This is a genomic window from Bacillus sp. 196mf, from assembly GCF_003217275.1.
GTDB lineage: Bacteria > Bacillota > Bacilli > Bacillales > Bacillaceae_G > Bacillus_A > Bacillus_A thuringiensis_S.
On sequence record NZ_QJTG01000004.1, the window covers coordinates 89,393 to 106,935 of the forward strand.

Below are 17,543 nucleotides of genomic sequence, written 5' to 3' on the forward strand. Positions count from 1 at the left end.
AATAGCGGGATAAATAGTCGTAACTGTATACAAGCATAGAGGTTCTCACCTTTATGCTTGTATATTCTTATCCAGCAAATTGCACAGCAGTATTTGCATGTAAAAAAGCAGTATCAAAAACGGGAACAGTGAGATCATTTTGGGAGATGAGTAAAGGTATTTCAGTGCAGCCTAATAATATACCTTCAGCACCATTTTGAATTAATGATTTTGTAATTTGTAATAACTCTTCTTTAGATGTTTCTGAAATGATCCCTCTACTTAATTCATCTAATATGACATGGTGGATAAAAGTTCTTTCCTCGTCATTGGGGATAATTGTCTCAATGTTATATTTCGCTAATCGTGATTTATAGAAATCTTGCTCCATCGTTTGTTTTGTTCCTAATAGTCCGATACGTTTTATATTCTGTTCTACCATTTCTTTAGCACTTACATCACCAATGTGAAGAAGCGGGATAGATATTGCTTGTTCTACTTCCTCGGCAAATAGATGTACGGTATTTGAACACATTAATAAACATTCAGCCCCAGATTTTTCAACTTTCTTTGCAACTGTAACTAGTTCATTTTTCACTTCTTCATATTGATGGTTTTGTAATAAAGTAGTTACTTCACCAAAATCCATACTATATAAAACTAACTTTGCATTTTGATCGTATTGAGAGAGTGTAAGTGTATTAATATGTTTATAGTATAATGATGTAGATTCCCAACTTAATCCTCCAATCAAACCAATAACTTTCATAATGCATTCCTCCCGAAACGATTTTGAATTTATTATTTCATAATTCCGATAAGAATACAATGATTTAAATGATCTATTTAACAAAAAATAAAAATAGTAAGAAAAGTGTTGAAATTTACATTCTTTAGTGCCATAATACGAATTACAAATTAATACTTATCCAGAGAGGTGGAGGGAACGGCCCTAAGAAACCTCAGCAACCCCTATGTAATTTTATAGGAAGGTGCTAATTCCGCAGAGGACACGTTGTGTTTTTTGAAAGATAAGAGGATTCTTGAACGTGAAAGAAAATGACCTCTTATATAAGAGGTCATTTTTTGTTGTATAGAAAGGGAGTGTAGATGCATAATTCATTTTTAAATTAAATATAGAGTAATAAAAGTTGACTAATATGAGAGGGGAATTGTAATGAACAAATTATCAACAAAGTTAGTAGTAGCAATCGGTATTGGAGCAGCATTATACGGGATATTAGGACTTTGGGGATTTTCTATTGCACCGAATACATTTATTAAACCAGCATTAGCTATATTAACTGTTTTTGGAGCATTATTTGGTCCAGTGGCAGGACTGTTAATCGGACTTATCGGTCATACCGTAACAGATACGATTGCTGGATGGGGGATTTGGTGGGGCTGGGTTACTAGTTCAGGGATTATTGGTTTTTCGATGGGTCTTATTCAAAAAAGAGTTGGTTTTAGTGTGAAAAACGGGTCGTTTAACAAGGGGCATATTTCTTATTTAGCAATTACTGGGCTAGTTGGTATTGTCATTGCTATTATATTTGCTGGGGCATTCGATATTATTGTGATGGGAGAACCATTTGACAAAATTGTTATCCAAGTATTAGGAGCAACAATTTCCGATGTTATCGTTTTCTTAGTAGTTGGATTGCCACTTACAATTGGCTTGGCAAAATCTAATAAGAAACATACACATTTAAAAATTGAAAAGTAGGGATGTTAACATGAAACCAATTATTTCGTTTGAACAATTCACCTTTCAATATGGGCATGCTGCGCAGCCTACTTTAAGTGATATTACCTTTCATATATACCCTGGGGAAAAAGTACTAATTGCTGGACGAAGTGGTTCAGGAAAGTCGACATTAGCTCATTGTATAAATGGGCTAATCCCATTTTCTTACGAAGGGACTAGTACAGGTAACGTTTTAATTGCCGGTAAAGACCCGAGGGAAGGAAGTATCTTTGAACAAAGTAAGCAGGTAGGAACAATTTTGCAAGATCAAGATGCTCAATTTATTGGTCTGACAGTAGAAGAAGATGTAGCTTTTTATTTAGAAAATGAATGTGTAAAGCAAGATGACATGAAAAAGATTGTTTCGGACTCATTAAGAAAGGTGAAGATGCATACGTTTCATAAACAAAGTCCACATGAATTATCAGGAGGTCAAAAGCAAACAGTTTCTCTAGCGGGTTTATTAACAACAAATGCGGATATATTATTGTTCGATGAACCGTTAGCTAATTTAGATCCACTAAGTGCCTTACATACGATAAAACTTATGAAAGATATACATGAACAATATAATAAAACGATTGTTATTATTGAACATAGAATAGAAGAAATTTTAAACCTGGATTTAGACAAAGTTATATTAATTGATGAAGGTAAAGTCATTGCGATAGGAACACCAAAAGAAATCTTAGCGTCAAATATATTACCACGTATCGGCTTAAGAGAGCCTATTTACATCGAAGCATTAAAGAGATTACATTTTGATAGTAATAATGACGTAATATATCCAATGGAAAACCTTCAAAAAGAAAAGGTAAGCAACATTATAAAAGAGTGGATGGAGAAACAAGTCATATTAAAAGGGAATACTAAAAACAAGGAATTACTTAAAGTGGAGAATTTATCATTTTCATACTCTAATAAACAAAAAGTATTAGAAAATGTAAACCTTTCAATATATGAAGGAGAAATTGTGGCACTGTTAGGGCATAATGGAGCAGGGAAATCAACATTAGCTCATAGTCTTATAGGCATAAATAAAATGAAAAATGGGAAAATCTTGTTAAAAGGTGAAGATATTAGTTCTTGGTCTATTCGTAAACGTGGGGAAATCATATCTTACGTGATGCAAAATCCAAATCATATGATTACACAGCCTACTGTTTTTGAAGAAGTTTCATTTACATTAACATTACATAATTTTTCTAAGGAAGAAATTAAGAATAGAGTAGAAGGAACTTTAAAAATTTGTGGTTTATATCCATTTCGTAATTGGCCAATTCAAGCACTAAGCTATGGGCAAAAAAAGAGATTAACAATCGCATCTGTATTAACAACAAATCCTAAACTTATCATATTAGATGAACCAACAGCGGGACAAGATTATTATCACTATAAACAATTTATGTCTTTTATTAAAAACCTAGCTAAAAAGGGAATTTCATTTGTTTTTATCACTCACGATATGAATCTCGCGCTAGAATATACAGACCGTGCAGTAGTTCTACATGAAGGGAAAATTATTGCGGATAATACAGTGTTTGATGTATTAGGCGATCAAGAAACGTTACAAAGAGCCAACTTAAGAGAGAGTTCTTTAACCAAGCTTGTTAAATTTAGTGGGATTGCATGTCCAGAAAAATTTATGGAGCTTTATTTAGATAGTAATAGGAGGGAGGAAGGTGCATAGTACATATTTTCATCGTATGGATGGGGTAGTGAAATTGTTTTTATTTATTTTTTGTATGACGCTTACTTTTTTATTTTTTGATTTTCGGGTGTTGCTAATATTATTTATTATTGGGTGTATCGGGCTCAGCATTGCTAAAATTCCATTTCGTAAAATTTTAATTGTTTTTAGTGTCATATTTACATTTAGTTTATTAAACTCTGTCATGATTTTATTGATTACACCAACTCATGGATCTGAATTAACTGAATCATATAACGCGTTTTTACATATTGGATATGTAACGATTACATATGAAACATTATTTTATGCAGCTACACTTTCATTAAAGTATTTTACGTTGTTACCATTTACACTTCTTTTTATTTACACGACAGATCCAAGTGAATTTGTAAGTAACTTAAGTAAACTTGGTATTCATTATAAGATTACTTATGCAATAAATATTGCACTACGTTATATTCCTGACATCCAGTCTGAGTATAAAATTATTAAACACGCGCAAGAAGCGAGAGGAGTGGCTTTTGAAAAAGGAGAAGCAAGTTTATGGGTTCGTATGAAGAACCGTGTTTTAATTTTCTGGCCACTAATCATTCATTCTCTAGAAAGAATAGATACGGTTTCAAATGCAATGGATTTAAGAGGATTTGGAAAGAAGGATAAACGTACATGGTTTTATACAAGTAAGGCGAAACGTGAAGATTTCATCGCTTTATTTGCCGGTATTTTCATATTTATTGTTGCGGTATATTTAAAATTAAACGTATTTCAAAACTTTTGGTATCCATTTTAAAGCACTCTTTAAACGAGTGCTTTTACTTATTTTTATGTAGACATGCTCAAAAAAGGGATATACACATAATGTATAATACGAACCAGTTAAAATGATCAACTACCTATTAGTTTTCAAACCAAAAGGAGGAGAAAATATGAGTTACGGTGGTTCTTGTGGTTTTGGTGGAGGTTTCGCTTTATTAGTTGTGTTATTCATTCTATTAATAATTGTAGGATGCAGCTGCTGGGGCGGAGGATACTAATTTTTAATTAGTCTTCACAAATGTAAACTAAAAAAACATTGAAGATACTTATGTATCGAAACAAATAAAAAAGGAGCAACTATGCTCCTTTTTTATTTGTTTAAATGCGTATTCTTACTATATTTCGGGAACGTAATCGTTAAAGTCGTTCCTTTACTAATGATACTTCGGATTTTTAAACTTCCATGCATCGTCTCAATAATCTTAACAGCAACCATCGTACCTAAACCAGTTCCTTTTGTTTTTGTACTAAAATACGGTTCACCGAATCGATGTATTTGCTCCTGTGACATTCCAACTCCGCTATCTTCAATTCGTATTTCAACTTTACTATTATTGATAGATGAGGAAATATTTAAGGTACCACCATTAGGCATTGCTTCAATACTGTTTTTTATTAAGTTTAAAAAACATTGTTGAAAGTGCTGTTTATTACCAACAATGGTTGCCTCAGAAAAATCCTGTGTAATATGTATCGTATTCATATTACACAATGGCAATATCATATTAATAACTCGATTTAACTCTTGCTTTACTGAAATTTGATCTAATTTTTCTGGAGCAGGTTTGGCAAACGTTAAGTAATCATCGATAATTTCTTGGGCACGATTTAACTCTTCAAGTATATGTTTAATATATTCGTCTCTTGATTCAGGAGTTAAATTTGGTGTTTTTAAAAGCTGTGTAAATCCTTTTACAACCGTTAAAGGATTCCTTACTTCGTGCGATATACTTGCAGCGAGTTGGCTAACAATCTCCATTTTTTCCATTTTAATTAATTTTGAGCGCATTAATACAGCATCTTTTATAACTTCATTTATATAAACAATAAATAACATTAAAGTAGTCGGTAATACCATGAAATAAATAATATACAAATTATTCACTTCAAAATCTGATAAAGTTAATACAATTACAGTTGTAAATATTGCTAGGAAAAAGGTTAAAAACATGGAAAAAGCTACTTTAAGCTTTCTATTATATGTATTAAATTTTGAAGATGCGAGTGCTGTAACGATGAACATTATTCCGTAAACAACGACTGTCAGCATATTAAAGCCATAAAATATAAATCTTGTAATTAATAAAATTGTAAACAATATGATACCGACAGGGAATCCACCATAAAGCGTACCTATTATGACCGGAATTTGTCTTAAATCATGAATACAACTTTCATCCATATAGATAGGGTATCGCATACATAAAATAAGCGGGATACTAGAACAAAGGGTAATCAGTAATATTTTGTATTTTTTCAAATAATGCCTGCTATCATATATGAAATAAAAAACAAATATACTACATAAAATGTATAGAAGATTATTTAATACGTTTTGATTAATATAAACAAAGTCCATAATATTTGCCTCGTTATTCTGAATTTACTTAACATATGTATTATACATGATAACATATGTTAAAGTGAATAAACCTTGTTAATACAAGATTTGTTTGGCTTTTTGTTATAAAATACAAACAGTTTGCAAACGTTAACTATCCAATGATACTTTTACCAAAATTTTTTACTCCTTCTTCCTGTATGTTCGATAAAACATGAGAATAAATACTAAGAGTTAATGAAATGTCAGTATGACCTAATCTCTCACTGATAATTTTAGGGTTAACTCCTTGTTTCAATAGTATAGTTGCGTGTGTATGTCTTAAATTATGAGTTTTAATTTTTTTCACTGCTGCATTTTTTATTTCTTTATAAAAATTTCCCTGAAAGCATTTCTGTATAAACCCCCAACCGATTTATTACAATTAATTAAATCTAAATCTTGATAAGCAGAAACCATTCGTAATTAGAAACGTTTGGATGAGATTCTAAATAAATATAAAAATACTAAAGGAGAGTAAGCTATGAAAAAACAGGTGTTGCAAGAAAAGTGGACGAGCTAGGTCGTGTAGTAATTCCAGTAAGGGTTTATTTGGGAAGTGGCTTTAAAACTGATGTTGTCGAGTACATGCGGTAGTAAAAGGGAGATGGATATTTGAAAAAAGTAGAAATTGATGTTGGTAGCAACAAACTTTTAATAGTGAAGGGCGGAAATGTAACAGTAGTCAATCCACCAATGAGTGGATTTGGTGAGCAAGTCGCGGTTTGGATAAACGGTAAAGTTGATCGTGTAGATGTGAAGTGAAAATCGTAATAAAAAAGAGCCATGAGTGGAAAGGCTCATAGCTCTTTGTATAAGGGTAATGATTTTATAGGTAAATATTATCATGTAATTCCAAAAAAATCAATTTCAGTAAATTGATTGGTATTTGATTTGGATTTTATAGAAAGAGAGCAGCTAACAACAGCTAGCGGCTCGGCAGGTTCTGTAAGACAAAACAGAAAAGAATATTAACAGAATATAGAGGTTTATCCTGGTTGTTTGAACGTAGTTAAAGAAAGAATATCACATACTATCAATGTTAATAAAAACTATCTGTGGCTTTCATTTCTTTATTTTATTCACAAATAGTTCCAGTAGCTATTCCGGTTGGAGCGACACCTACTGGGATATTAGTGATAACAGTATTCGTAGCAATATCAATAACGGAAACAGTATTACTAGCTTGATTTGTAACATATGCTCGAGTGCCATCAGGTATGATAGTTACTTGATCAGGGGATAAACCAACAGAAATTGTATCAATCACAGTATTTGTCGCCACATTTATTACAGATACATTATTGCTAACTTTATTTACAACGTAAATAAGATTTCCACCCGGTGTAATATCTATACCAACAGGTTCGGTACCTACGTTAATTGTATTAATAACTGCATTGGTAGCGGTGTTAATAACAGAAACAGTATTGCTGTTTTGATTTGTGACATAAGCACGAGTACCATCTAGTGTGAAGACGATTATTCTAGGACGAATACCGACAGGAATGGTAGCGATAACTGCATTGGTAGCAGTATTAATAACAGAAATTGTGTTGCTTAATTCGTTTGCAACATATGCAAAGGTCCCATTTGGTGAAACAGTGATTCCTTGTGGAGCGAGGCCAACAGGAATGGTAGTGATAACTGCATTGGTAGCTGCATTAATAACAGAAACAGTATTATTACCATGATTTCCAACATAAACAGTTGTGTTATCTGGAGAAACAGCTACACCGATTGGATCAGTTCCAACGGGAATGGTAGCGATAACAGTATTCGTAGCAGTATCAATAACGGAAACGGTATCAGAAAAAATATTAGTAACATAGGCACGAGCTCCATTTGGTGAAACCGTTACTTCAAGTGGTGCATTACCTACAGTAATTGTATCAACTACTATATTTGTTCCGGTGTTAATTACAGATACTGTATCATTTGTAGGGTCATCTATGAGTCCTGCATTTGTAGCATATACTAGGAAATTACATGCAGGTCCGGTTGGCCCAGTAGGTCCGGTCGGTCCAGTAGGTCCCGGTGGACAATCACAATCTCCGGTAGGTCCCGGTGGTCCTTCCGGCCCTTGGATTCCTTGCACACCTTGAGGTCCAGTGGCTCCTGGTGGTCCTTCCGGCCCTTGAATTCCTGGCACACCCTGAAGTCCAGTGGCTCCTTCCGGTCCTTCCGGCCCTTGAATTCCTTGTACACCCTGAGGTCCAGTGGGCCCTTCCGGTCCTTCCGGTCCTTGAATCCCTTGGATACCCTGAGGCCCAGTAGGTCCCGGTGGTCCAGGAATTCCCATTCCGGTCCCTGAACCAGTAGGCCCAGGTGGTCCTGGTGGTCCTGGTGGTCCTTGAATCCCTTGTACACCTTGAGGTCCTTCAGGTCCTTCAGGCCCCTGAATTCCTTCTACACCTTGAGGTCCTTGAGGCCCTTCAGGCCCTTCCGGTCCCTGAATCCCTTGCACACCTTGAGGTCCTTCAGGTCCTTCAGGGTCCTTCAGGCCCCTGAATTCCTTGCACACCTTGAGAACCCTGAGCGCCTCTAGGTCCAGGAAATCCTCTAGGTCCAGTGGCTCCAGTCGGCCCCGGTGTTCCGATGTTACTTAATAGCGAACTATTTAAGATTCCTTGTAAAATTAAGTTGAATGTTTGCTGTAATAAGGGGTCCGATATATTTGAACAACTTATAAGTGAAGACAAGCTTTGGAATAGAAATTGGAATAATGCTGAGATTTGAGTGAGAGATGCGGTAGGTAAAGAATTAATTAATTGATTTATAGTTCTTATAACTAAATTTCTATTTGGTGTATTTGGTTGTACTGCTATTAATAAATCATTTAATGCCTGTAATGCTGATTGGAGTATTTGTATAGTTGTTGGATTTGGTGTTGTGAAAAAAGAAAGGGTGGCTTGATTTAATTGATTTATTATTTGCAATAATTCTTGTTGTTGAGCATTCGAGAAAAAAACAGGTGTACAGCAATTAATTTGATCACAAGGGGATATAGAAACAAAGCAGGGTTGCTGAAATTTATCACACGAATTTGATTTTCGATTATATCTCATAAATACCTCCTTTAAAAAATTAAATGTTAAGTAATTTTTGGTAAATTATTAGCAACTGAATTTGTAGGTATATGTTTAATTGAAATGTTTTTTCCTTCAAAGTATATGCCAATAAAATTGAGGTGTTCATATGGGGGGATAGCCAATACTTGGTTGCTAGTAGGAAATTGTAATCATAGGAAAGGAAATGAAGGTTACAAAGTTTATAGAAAAACGATTGTATTTTAAAAAAGCGTTATTGTAATAAAAGTTGAAGTTTATTAAAAAGAAGGAATGAAGGAAGATGTAAAAGATTTTAAAAGATCCATAAAAAAAGAATTCAGTGAAACTCTGAATTCTTCTACACGTATTTTTATTTGTTAATCCATTTAGAAATAATAGGATAATGAAAGTCTTTTTCTTGTAGCACATATAAAATTCCTTTTATAGGTCCAAAAATTAACAAGAGAAACAGTATTAGATATAAAGAAGCTACCCCGAAAATAATCAAAGCGTTATTTGAAGCCAAGTCTAAATTAGACCAAAATAGCATTAAGATTCTTATTATGAAAAGATTCCAAATCACTGTAATTATCCAAATGAATAGTTGAAAAAAAACAGCTTCAAGAATATTTTTCCGAATGTTTTGTGATTTACATACAAAATAGAAAACCAAAGGTATATAAAAAATTGTGACACTAAAGAAAATAAGAATAAAAAAAGATAATAATGTAAGAAAATGCATAATTAATTTTATGTTCTTTTCTTGAGTTAGGATCATTAAGGTCCTCCTATATTTATGAGATTTGTTGTGCCTATTAAAATATGTACTGTTGGTAATTATAACATGAAAATGAATTGTAATAGAATAATGCATTAAAAAGAACAAGTAATAAATTAAACAAATGCTTTATTTTGTTATAGATAAATAGGTGACTCAGCAATTGTGCTAGCCGAGTCACCTAGTACTATCGAACCAAATAATGTTCTTTTTCTATATGTAGTTATGTTGAGTTCCTAGAGGCTAGCCCAAAAAACAGTTAAAGGACAAAGAAAATCATAGTAGAGAGTTTTACATTTCATTATGTCAATGCTACAACAGCAAGAGTTAAGCCCAACGTATTTAATGTATTAGAATATGGTCCTACATTAACAGTAAGAGTACTTGTTATACCTGGAGGTGTAGTGAAAATTGCGGGGGCTGATACAGAAGTGAATCCGGCTGTATATCCTAGAGAAGTACCTGATCCAATGATTGGATTATTATTCAGATACATAGTGATACCTGCTGAATTACCTCCTGGTTGAATGATAACTTGCACTTCATAGATTGCTAAATAGGTTCTTCCACCTTCAAGTAAAACAGTTGTAGGTGGTGTGAATGAGATTGCCGTGCCATTAGAATTTACCACAGTATCTAGTGGAATCGCAGAGTTTACAGAAACTATTGATGGGGTAGTTTGAACAACATTTAAACTGTTAGCCGTGGGAGATGGACAAGAACAAGGTTTGTGAATGTTAGAGTTGTTATCATTTTGATAATTCACAAATAATCAAGCTCCTTTACTTAAGATAATTTTTTATCCTATATAAAACGTAGCTTTTTTGTATCTAAGTTATTTTTAATAAGTTTTTAAAGATAATTCGAATATTATTGGTCAGTCAACTCTTAAAAGTATTTGATACTCTGGGATTTAAAAGTGCATCTGATAAATATATATGAATGTTTTTTAAGGACATTACTGTAAGTTAGGAAACATAATAAAATCGTTATTTTAATAAAAAACGGGAAAATGAGGGGAGTAAAAGGAAAAGAACCCTTTATATAAAGGGTTTTTCTGGTGATTTAATCTATCAATTACATTCTTGGTAATATTCATCACATGAATCGTTATTATCGTTACAGCATATACAAAATGTTTTTTGAACAAATAAACTAACTACACTAGTAGAACCTTCCTGCTTTGTAAGAGTAAGACTTTGAAAATCTTCAACTTGAAATATTTTTGTTTGAACAGGTTGTAATGTAGTAGTAATTGGTACGCTAGATCTTCTTGTTAGAATAGTTACTTGAACGGGTGCACTCATACCGACAACGAATAACTGAATTAATGTTTTGTTATGATTGTTTGTAAAATCCTCAAATACAGTTTGTGGAGCGGTGGTTTCAAGGAAAACTGAAACAGGTATATTTCCATTTTCATTTTCTGCAGAACCAGCTATCGTATGAGTTTCAATAAAACAGTTATTTTTTTGATTGTTGGAATGTGATTGGTTTTTATAATATTTTTTACCATCTTTATAAAAGTAATCAGCCATATGAATTTAAAGCTCCCTTCTTTTAAATATCTATATAGTCTATTTAATAAAGTGAAGTAGTGCTTGTACAACATAATAAAATCCGCTCTCGTAATTATCTAAAAATGTTATTTGGAAATTAAAGAGCGCCATTCAAGGCGCTCTCGGATAAACATTAATATTGAAAAAGAATACCACATTATATTTTATGCATGTTCTTAATAAATGTGTAGTTTTTTAGCAAAATCCTTATTTGAAAACAAGAAGCCCTAGAGTTAGGGCTCTAGGGCTTCTTATTTTGGTATTCTCACATGGTTTTTCAAAAAGAATAGAACATATTGAAGATAACATGTGAATGTTTCATAAATGTATCAAAAAAGTGAACAAAATTGCTAGTGGAGAAGAAGCAGAAATGAAGTTTCTAATACGTAAGTACGTGAAAGGTATTATTTCCAGTGGATAAAATGCGCGTGGGACACCTAATCATTATTTTATCGGGGGAAAAGAATATTTTATGAACTTGATTGAATGAAAAAATGAAAATTTTACTTTTAGAGTGAAACTAAACAAAAACGCTATTTTATTAGAAAAGGGGACTTAGAAATGAACTTAAAGGAGTACGTCGTTTATAAACGTGAATCATTGTTATGTATCGGAACTATACAGAAATGCGCTAATTATATGGGCGTACTTCCTGCGACAGTTCGTTTTTATACAAGACCAGCGTATCAAAGGAGAATAGCAAACCGAAAGAATGCTAGAAATTATATAACTGTCACGGTATTGGAGGATGAAGTAGAATGAAACGCTGCAGTAACTGTTTAGAGGAAACGGATTGGATCGATGAAGTTAGTGAGTTATGTATGGCATGTATACATGAATTAGAAGAAACTGAATAAAAATTTCATTTTGTCATAAATAAAAAGGCGGTAGTTTCCGCAACCACCTTTTTATAAAGCAGAGCCACTTTTTCAGATATAACATATGGATGATTCCTGAAAAAAGTTATAGGACATAACCCTATTTTTATAACGAAAGTGACGAGCTCAAATTATAAGAAAGGACTGGATATATTGTATGAAATCTTGTCTAAAGTGTTCGCAAATAAAAGAGCAGCTAGCAAAAGCTAACTACTCAAATAAGGAAATCGGAGAAAGATAATCATGTGTTTGTATTATTGACAGAATATTGAGTATTATTCAAGGGATAGATATTCATAATTTTAAAATAAACGATAATATCTTTGTAATACACGGAATATTTAAAGTTTATAAGGGCGAAAGGAGGTATAGGTGGTATGAAAAAAAAGAATACCAGGGTAGTTAGGGTATTTATAGCAGGTCCATTTTTTAATGATGAACAAATTAACAGGATAAAGAGACTAGAAAATGCGCTTGGTAACAATCCTTTTGTTGCAGATATTTTTTCAGCTAGGTTTTATCAACATGAACATTTAACTTTTGGATCTACGGAGTGGAGAACTGTAGTTTTTCATAATGATTTAAAATATTTAAGAAGAGCGGATGTAGTAGTGGCAATTCATGATTTTGTGAATGGATGTGTAGATAGTGGCACGGCTTTTGAACTTGGTTACGCATATGCATTCCAAAAGCCTATTATTTTGATAAAAGAAAAAGAAAGTATACCTAATCTTATGTTAATTGAAAGCTTACATGCCTATCTGGCAAATATAGAAGATATTGTGACGTATGATTTCATTAATATGCCACGTATTCCATATAAAGGGCCGCTAGTGTGAATTTTTTCAGTTTCTTAGATGTATTAAGAGACTGGTTTATTTAATAAAACCCAAAAAAATAATCCTTTGAATAGAAAGTGAACGCAAGTAGAATACAGTCCGGCTAGAAAACTAGAGGACGCCAATTCATTAAAGCAGCAGTTAAAGTTGTTTTAGGAATAGGTGTCCTTTTTATTTTGAAAAGGGAGATGGGGAAATATGAAGGCACTAAAAGCCCAATTATGCGAATGGAAAAAGCAATCCAAGCAAGGAAAGAAGAAAAATAAAACAAAACCAAAAGAGAAATTAAGTACTCGTGAAATTAAAGAGTTAATGGGAATGCATAGACCTTGTTATGAACGAAGACGCGGAGCGATAAGACAAAAGTAATCTAAAAATAAAAAGGAGTGGTCTTACATGACTAAACAATTATCTTTCTTACCAAAAATTGATAGAACAGTGACACAAGAAGAATTAGAAGGTGTGTTGGAAAGCGTACGTATACAAAGACAATTTGGGACAATACGTAAAGAAATGAAAGTCACTCCTTCTTATGAAATACGTGAGCATGGTCCTACACTTACAGTTGGAAAATCATTAGAAGATGTTGCTATAGCAAATATTCAATAAAACGAACGAGAAGAGTGGCTTGAAAGAATTTTAGTACGTATTGATCAGTTTCTAAATCGATTAGAAAACGGGCGTGCAGGAAGCATTCAAAGAGATATTATTTATAAACGTTATTTAGAAGAAGAGGACGTATGTAATTACATGGTTTATAACGAAATAGGGATGTCAAAGCGCACTTATCGACGCTGGAAGTCTAAAGCGTTTTATAAACTTGCTTTTGCACTTGGATTAGAAGTTTACGGGACAGAAGAAAAGGGAGGCAATGAATAATGAATTTTGTTCAACCAATACGTGATCCAGAGCAAATACAGCAGTTAAAAGAGTATTGTATGTATATTTCTAATGTATGTGAAGTCTTTATATACAATCAAAAAGAGCACGCATATAAGCGTGCTCTTGGACAAGAAAAGTAGATTTCTATGAGTGGATGACTCCATACAATAATATATGCTTGTCCAGTTAAAAGGTGAAATGTTTTAATAAAATAGTTATTTGATAGAATTTTGATAAAAAGGGATGATCATTAACTCACTCCTTGATTAATGACAATCGCTTATGTATTGAAAAGTCATTCAGCTATTTGAAATATAGTTTCATTAGGTCTGGAGAATCCATATAGTTTCCTTGCGAACTTTAAAATACCTTCTTCGCTCTCTGTTAAAGTTTTAACATCGTTTTCAAAATAACGTCCTATTAGTTCTAATTCAGACAATTTTTTCTTTTCTTTATTAAGTGTAATTTGTTTTTCTTGAATCATATCTTCTTGTTTATAAATGTAGATTTGAATGGAAATAACCATAGGTAGCATAAAAGCAAGTGCTAATAACAGACGACGTTTTAGCTTTTTATTCGTTTGTTGATTCTTATTAGGGTCAATTTGTTTTTTTGAGATTGATTGTTGTGGTGTTAAATTTTGGACACTCCCCATTTTAAAGCCTCCATTGTTTATGTATAGAATTTAAATTGTTTAAAAGTATTATATATGCTAAATAGCTAAATTTGAATCTATTTGGATAAAGGGAGGTTTTATTAAATTTAAATAAAAATGTTATTTGAATAGAGAAGCCCTAGATTTAGGGGGGCTAGGGCTTCAAATCTGAGTATATCTCACACGGCATTATAAAGAGAAAAGAACGTACTGAAGATAACATATGAATGTTTCATAAATGTATCAAAAAAGCGAACAAATTCTTTATTTCAAAACTAAAGAGCGCCTTTTAAAGCGCCCTATGACTAAGATGTATATTGAAAAAACGGTTCACATCATATTGTATGTATGTTTTTAATGATGGTGCAATTTTGAAACAAAATCGTTATTTGAATTATCAATGCGAGTTTTATCTTACTAAAGGAGGGAGAAGGGGGGAAATAGAAGTACAATTCTACTTTTCCCTAAGGATAAATAAATTTGATTACGGTTGAGTTATATTCGTTGTGACGCAACTTGCTTCGAAATTATTGTTAAATACAAGTGTACCTTCACCAGTAAATGGCACTCTAATAACTAGATTCTTACTATCATAATCAAATTCTGTTGATAGTGAACATGATCCGTACTCAACGGAGGAGGATACAAGTTTACCGTTAGAAATATTATAAATAAGAGTTAAACAAAGTGGCTGAGTTAACCCTGTGATAATGCAAGACATTCTATTTACACCTCCTATCTTCTTACTTATTAATAGCGTATGCAAATAGTACAAGCTTTGGCACAGTAGAAGCGGATAGGGAATGATAAAGATAGAAACTTTTAATAAAAGCGCTATTTTAATCAAAAGGGAGAATGAACATTGAACGTAAAGGAGTACGTCGTTTATAAAAGTGAATCATTTCTATGGATTAGAACTATACAGGAGTACGCTGAGTATATGATCGTACTTCATGCAACAGTTCGTTTTTATACAAGACCAGTGAATCAAAGTAGAATAGCAAGTCGGAAGAATGCTAGGAATTATATAACTGTTACGGAGATGAGGAAGATTAATAAAAATTTCATTTTGTAGAGAAATGGTGTGATTAAGTATGGGCATTGAATACGGAATGTTTGTATTAAAAAAGAGCAGACTTTAACCTACACATAAAAGTGCTGGAATTGTTCTAAAGGAAGGAATATCTGAAATATAAATATAATTGAGGGGAGTGAAATAATAATGGAAACTAGTACTTTTTTAGGGCTGTTCTGGGGATGGATGACGGTTATCGTATCGGGAATACTTTTCGTCCGTCCATCGGTGTTACATGACTTAAAAAAATTAGTGGTTGAAGACAGAGGGTTTGGTATTATGTATGGTTTTCTATCGATTTTCCTAGGATTAGGTACTGTAATTCTACATAATGTATGGGGATTCAACTGGCGGGGATTCCTAACGGTTATTGCATGGCTTGCATTATTAAAGGGAATTTACATAATTGCATATCCTGAACCCTCCAAGAAAACAGACTTTGAAGTAAGGATACTATCTACACGTATAGTACTCGCTATCATTGGTGCTTTGGCTTTATGGATGCTTATAGTAATCTATATAAAATAATCTTTTTTTTAATAAATAAAAGAGCCTAATGTGAGAGAAAAGGCCTTTTCAAAAATTGCATATGAGGAAAATCAATGTCAATAGTTTAATGCCAATAAATTAGAATTAATTCTAGGTATTAAGTATTGAGAAATAAAAAATATTTAAGGCAACAAATTGGTTAACTTTATGAGCTAACCAATTGTTACACAAAAGAAAATTAGGCCCTACAAGTAATAGATGTGTAACTTAAATTTACAGTTATAGTGTAAGCGAGATTGAAAATGTTATACGAAAGTAATTCTGTTTAAAAGTTTTATTTTGTCATAAATAAGAGAGCATTTAGCCCAGCCTAACTGCTCGATACAGAGGCAATAGTCTAGCTACATAGATATTATATGCGGAGTTATTGATTTTATTTGTGTAAAACACAAAAGAGCAGCTAACAAAACCTAGCCGCTCTAAACAGTGATGTGTCTCTAGATGTAGTTGTAGTATAAACAGAACGTTGAGTTTTATTCATGGGGAGATAGAAATGGGCTTGAAAATAGAATATAGTCCGGCTAGAAAACTAGAGGACACCAATTTTTAGAACTGCGATAAAATTGTTTTAAGAAATGGTGTTCGCTTTATTTTGAAAGGGGATTTAGGAAATGAAGGTATTAGAATAGAAATGGTTAATAAACGCATAGATTGATAAAAAGTAAAGGGCAAATCCCTTATGAGAATAAGGAATATTATCATTTTTGTTACTATTTTCTTCTATCTTTATATGTAATTAATTTGTATTTTATATATAAATTAGGAGGGAATTTATGACTACAAATAAGGACTACATTCGTTATATCCGGGGAAAAGTAGGACATGATTTAATATTTCTTAATTTTGCTGGAGGTATTGTTTATAGCGAACGAAATGAAATTCTTTTACAAAAACGGGGAGATAGAAATGAATGGGGTCTTCCAGGTGGTGCTATGGAACTTGGAGAATCTCTTGAAGAAACCGCTAAACGAGAAATATTTGAGGAGACAGGATTAAATGTTGAAGTTGAACATCTTATAGGTGTCTATTCTAAATATTCTGGTGAGTTTCCGAACGGAGATAAAGCTCAGACTATCACTCATTGTTTTCAATGTAAGCCAATTGGTGGAGAACTTACTGTAGATGGTATTGAGACTTTGGATTTAAAATACTTCCCAATAGACCAAATACCAAAATTATTCACAAAACTACACGAAGATGCCTTAGAAGATTGGCTTTCCAAAAGAAAAGGTGTATTTAGATAAAAAACTTTCAAATTAATTATCCATAATCTTTAACTAACAGGTGCTTTAATTGAGCAAGAAAATAAAAAACTTTAACTTCCGCTAAAGATAATTATGTTAATGATCTATTGATGGCAGTTCTCGTAAGGACAAAAAGAGGAACGTATATAAATAGAGTTGTAGAAATAGAAAGAGTGGATTCCTTGTGAGAGAGTAGGGA

General features: G+C 32.7%; 19 protein-coding genes, 3 pseudogenes and 1 riboswitch. Of the genes and pseudogenes, 13 read left to right on the forward strand and 9 right to left on the reverse strand.

Annotated elements, in window-relative coordinates:
• Window positions 1–67: 67 nt before the first annotated feature.
• Window positions 68–748, reverse strand: a complete 681-nt coding sequence (locus ATL10_RS08795; protein WP_053564339.1) for an aspartate/glutamate racemase family protein — start codon at window positions 746–748, stop codon at window positions 68–70.
• A 153-nt stretch (window positions 749–901) separates the two neighbouring features.
• Window positions 902–1,017: riboswitch (SAM riboswitch) on the forward strand.
• 139 nt (window positions 1,018–1,156) lie between these two features.
• Here ATL10_RS08795 and ATL10_RS08800 point away from each other — a divergent pair.
• The 4 genes from ATL10_RS08800 to ATL10_RS08815 all read left to right on the forward strand — a co-directional run bounded on the left by ATL10_RS08800 (window position 1,157) and on the right by ATL10_RS08815 (window position 4,453).
• Window positions 1,157–1,705: an ECF-type riboflavin transporter substrate-binding protein gene (locus ATL10_RS08800; RefSeq protein ID WP_090977954.1), complete on the forward strand. Its 549-nt coding sequence runs from the start codon at window positions 1,157–1,159 to the stop codon at window positions 1,703–1,705.
• 10 nt (window positions 1,706–1,715) lie between these two features.
• Complete coding sequence (locus tag ATL10_RS08805; RefSeq protein WP_142669943.1) at window positions 1,716–3,416, forward strand: ABC transporter ATP-binding protein; 1,701 nt, start codon at window positions 1,716–1,718, stop codon at window positions 3,414–3,416.
• Window positions 3,409–4,209: an energy-coupling factor transporter transmembrane component T family protein gene (locus tag ATL10_RS08810; protein WP_110496770.1), complete on the forward strand. Its 801-nt coding sequence runs from the start codon at window positions 3,409–3,411 to the stop codon at window positions 4,207–4,209. The genes ATL10_RS08805 and ATL10_RS08810 overlap by 8 nt, the downstream gene beginning before the upstream one ends.
• A gap of 136 nt (window positions 4,210–4,345) precedes the next feature.
• Window positions 4,346–4,453: a YjcZ family sporulation protein gene (locus tag ATL10_RS08815; RefSeq protein ID WP_000120182.1), complete on the forward strand. Its 108-nt coding sequence runs from the start codon at window positions 4,346–4,348 to the stop codon at window positions 4,451–4,453.
• A gap of 92 nt (window positions 4,454–4,545) precedes the next feature.
• Here the strand turns inward: ATL10_RS08815 and ATL10_RS08820 are convergent, their stop codons facing one another.
• Together ATL10_RS08820 and ATL10_RS32175 are read right to left on the reverse strand one after the other, a co-directional pair.
• Window positions 4,546–5,814, reverse strand: coding sequence for a sensor histidine kinase (locus ATL10_RS08820; RefSeq protein ID WP_002094037.1), 1,269 nt, complete (start codon window positions 5,812–5,814; stop codon window positions 4,546–4,548).
• Between the two features lie 136 nt (window positions 5,815–5,950).
• Window positions 5,951–6,261, reverse strand: a pseudogene (locus ATL10_RS32175) (tyrosine-type recombinase/integrase); the annotation flags it as partial.
• Between the two features lie 189 nt (window positions 6,262–6,450).
• On the opposite strand from ATL10_RS32175, the gene ATL10_RS08830 reads away from it, so the two are divergent.
• A complete protein-coding gene (locus ATL10_RS08830; RefSeq protein WP_000754941.1) occupies window positions 6,451–6,600 on the forward strand; it encodes a DUF3954 domain-containing protein in 150 nt (49 codons plus the stop codon).
• A 313-nt stretch (window positions 6,601–6,913) separates the two neighbouring features.
• On the opposite strand, the pseudogene ATL10_RS08835 reads toward ATL10_RS08830, so the two are convergent.
• The 4 genes and pseudogenes from ATL10_RS08835 to ATL10_RS08850 form a co-directional block, all read right to left on the reverse strand.
• Window positions 6,914–8,903, reverse strand: a pseudogene (locus ATL10_RS08835) (YVTN family beta-propeller repeat protein).
• A 352-nt stretch (window positions 8,904–9,255) separates the two neighbouring features.
• Window positions 9,256–9,663, reverse strand: a complete 408-nt coding sequence (locus tag ATL10_RS08840) for a magnetosome magnetite crystal formation protein family (RefSeq protein WP_065228914.1) — start codon at window positions 9,661–9,663, stop codon at window positions 9,256–9,258.
• A 301-nt stretch (window positions 9,664–9,964) separates the two neighbouring features.
• On the reverse strand, window positions 9,965–10,429 hold the full coding sequence (locus tag ATL10_RS08845) for a hypothetical protein (protein ID WP_001109242.1): 465 nt from the start codon (window positions 10,427–10,429) through the stop codon (window positions 9,965–9,967).
• 307 nt (window positions 10,430–10,736) lie between these two features.
• Entirely contained in the window at window positions 10,737–11,201 is a 465-nt protein-coding gene (locus tag ATL10_RS08850) for a hypothetical protein (RefSeq protein ID WP_000796393.1), read from the reverse strand.
• A 582-nt stretch (window positions 11,202–11,783) separates the two neighbouring features.
• Here ATL10_RS08850 and ATL10_RS08855 point away from each other — a divergent pair.
• From ATL10_RS08855 to ATL10_RS31195, 5 genes and pseudogenes are all read left to right on the forward strand, one after another.
• The gene (locus tag ATL10_RS08855) at window positions 11,784–11,984 is read left to right on the forward strand and encodes a hypothetical protein (RefSeq protein WP_001049408.1); all 201 of its coding nucleotides are present in this window, start codon (window positions 11,784–11,786) and stop codon (window positions 11,982–11,984) included.
• Between the two features lie 493 nt (window positions 11,985–12,477).
• Complete coding sequence (locus ATL10_RS08860) at window positions 12,478–12,939, forward strand: nucleoside 2-deoxyribosyltransferase (protein ID WP_025118696.1); 462 nt, start codon at window positions 12,478–12,480, stop codon at window positions 12,937–12,939.
• Between the two features lie 198 nt (window positions 12,940–13,137).
• Window positions 13,138–13,308 carry a hypothetical protein gene (locus ATL10_RS31190; RefSeq protein WP_000645522.1) on the forward strand — a complete coding sequence of 57 codons (171 nt, stop codon included), beginning with the start codon at window positions 13,138–13,140 and terminating at the stop codon, window positions 13,306–13,308.
• 27 nt (window positions 13,309–13,335) lie between these two features.
• Window positions 13,336–13,818, forward strand: a pseudogene (locus ATL10_RS08870) (ArpU family phage packaging/lysis transcriptional regulator).
• The gene (locus ATL10_RS31195) at window positions 13,818–13,961 is read left to right on the forward strand and encodes a hypothetical protein (RefSeq protein WP_181419321.1); all 144 of its coding nucleotides are present in this window, start codon (window positions 13,818–13,820) and stop codon (window positions 13,959–13,961) included. Before ATL10_RS08870 ends, ATL10_RS31195 begins: the two are co-directional and overlap by 1 nt.
• Before the next feature lie 155 nt (window positions 13,962–14,116).
• Here the strand turns inward: ATL10_RS31195 and ATL10_RS08875 are convergent, their stop codons facing one another.
• Both ATL10_RS08875 and ATL10_RS08880 read right to left on the reverse strand, forming a co-directional pair.
• Window positions 14,117–14,476 (reverse strand): septum formation initiator family protein, encoded by a 360-nt coding sequence (locus ATL10_RS08875; protein WP_000536042.1) that lies wholly within the window; start codon window positions 14,474–14,476, stop codon window positions 14,117–14,119.
• 484 nt (window positions 14,477–14,960) lie between these two features.
• Window positions 14,961–15,197, reverse strand: a complete 237-nt coding sequence (locus ATL10_RS08880) for a hypothetical protein (RefSeq protein WP_001277643.1) — start codon at window positions 15,195–15,197, stop codon at window positions 14,961–14,963.
• Window positions 15,198–15,338: 141 nt separating this feature from the next.
• Here ATL10_RS08880 and ATL10_RS08885 point away from each other — a divergent pair, with 141 nt between their 5' ends.
• The 3 genes from ATL10_RS08885 to ATL10_RS08895 all read left to right on the forward strand — a co-directional run bounded on the left by ATL10_RS08885 (window position 15,339) and on the right by ATL10_RS08895 (window position 17,344).
• Window positions 15,339–15,551: a hypothetical protein gene (locus ATL10_RS08885; protein ID WP_090977944.1), complete on the forward strand. Its 213-nt coding sequence runs from the start codon at window positions 15,339–15,341 to the stop codon at window positions 15,549–15,551.
• Window positions 15,552–15,698: 147 nt separating this feature from the next.
• Complete coding sequence (locus ATL10_RS08890; protein WP_098256568.1) at window positions 15,699–16,079, forward strand: hypothetical protein; 381 nt, start codon at window positions 15,699–15,701, stop codon at window positions 16,077–16,079.
• A 794-nt stretch (window positions 16,080–16,873) separates the two neighbouring features.
• Window positions 16,874–17,344 carry an NUDIX hydrolase gene (locus ATL10_RS08895; protein ID WP_110496773.1) on the forward strand — a complete coding sequence of 157 codons (471 nt, stop codon included), beginning with the start codon at window positions 16,874–16,876 and terminating at the stop codon, window positions 17,342–17,344.
• Window positions 17,345–17,543 lie beyond the last annotated feature (199 nt).

What these genes read in the sequence shown, in the direction of transcription:
- ATL10_RS08795 (WP_053564339.1), bottom strand. Translation starts at nt 748, where the DNA reads ATGAAAGTTATTGGTTTGATTGGAGGATTAAGTTGGGAATCTACATCA.
- ATL10_RS08800 (WP_090977954.1), top strand. Translation starts at nt 1,157, where the DNA reads ATGAACAAATTATCAACAAAGTTAGTAGTAGCAATCGGTATTGGAGCA.
- ATL10_RS08805 (WP_142669943.1), top strand. Translation starts at nt 1,716, where the DNA reads ATGAAACCAATTATTTCGTTTGAACAATTCACCTTTCAATATGGGCAT.
- ATL10_RS08815 (WP_000120182.1), top strand. Translation starts at nt 4,346, where the DNA reads ATGAGTTACGGTGGTTCTTGTGGTTTTGGTGGAGGTTTCGCTTTATTA.
- ATL10_RS08820 (WP_002094037.1), bottom strand. Translation starts at nt 5,814, where the DNA reads ATGGACTTTGTTTATATTAATCAAAACGTATTAAATAATCTTCTATAC.
- ATL10_RS08840 (WP_065228914.1), bottom strand. Translation starts at nt 9,663, where the DNA reads ATGATCCTAACTCAAGAAAAGAACATAAAATTAATTATGCATTTTCTT.
- ATL10_RS08850 (WP_000796393.1), bottom strand. Translation starts at nt 11,201, where the DNA reads ATGGCTGATTACTTTTATAAAGATGGTAAAAAATATTATAAAAACCAA.
- ATL10_RS08855 (WP_001049408.1), top strand. Translation starts at nt 11,784, where the DNA reads ATGAACTTAAAGGAGTACGTCGTTTATAAACGTGAATCATTGTTATGT.
- ATL10_RS08860 (WP_025118696.1), top strand. Translation starts at nt 12,478, where the DNA reads ATGAAAAAAAAGAATACCAGGGTAGTTAGGGTATTTATAGCAGGTCCA.
- ATL10_RS31190 (WP_000645522.1), top strand. Translation starts at nt 13,138, where the DNA reads ATGAAGGCACTAAAAGCCCAATTATGCGAATGGAAAAAGCAATCCAAG.
- ATL10_RS31195 (WP_181419321.1), top strand. Translation starts at nt 13,818, where the DNA reads ATGAATTTTGTTCAACCAATACGTGATCCAGAGCAAATACAGCAGTTA.
- ATL10_RS08875 (WP_000536042.1), bottom strand. Translation starts at nt 14,476, where the DNA reads ATGGGGAGTGTCCAAAATTTAACACCACAACAATCAATCTCAAAAAAA.
- ATL10_RS08880 (WP_001277643.1), bottom strand. Translation starts at nt 15,197, where the DNA reads ATGTCTTGCATTATCACAGGGTTAACTCAGCCACTTTGTTTAACTCTT.
- ATL10_RS08890 (WP_098256568.1), top strand. Translation starts at nt 15,699, where the DNA reads ATGGAAACTAGTACTTTTTTAGGGCTGTTCTGGGGATGGATGACGGTT.
- ATL10_RS08895 (WP_110496773.1), top strand. Translation starts at nt 16,874, where the DNA reads ATGACTACAAATAAGGACTACATTCGTTATATCCGGGGAAAAGTAGGA.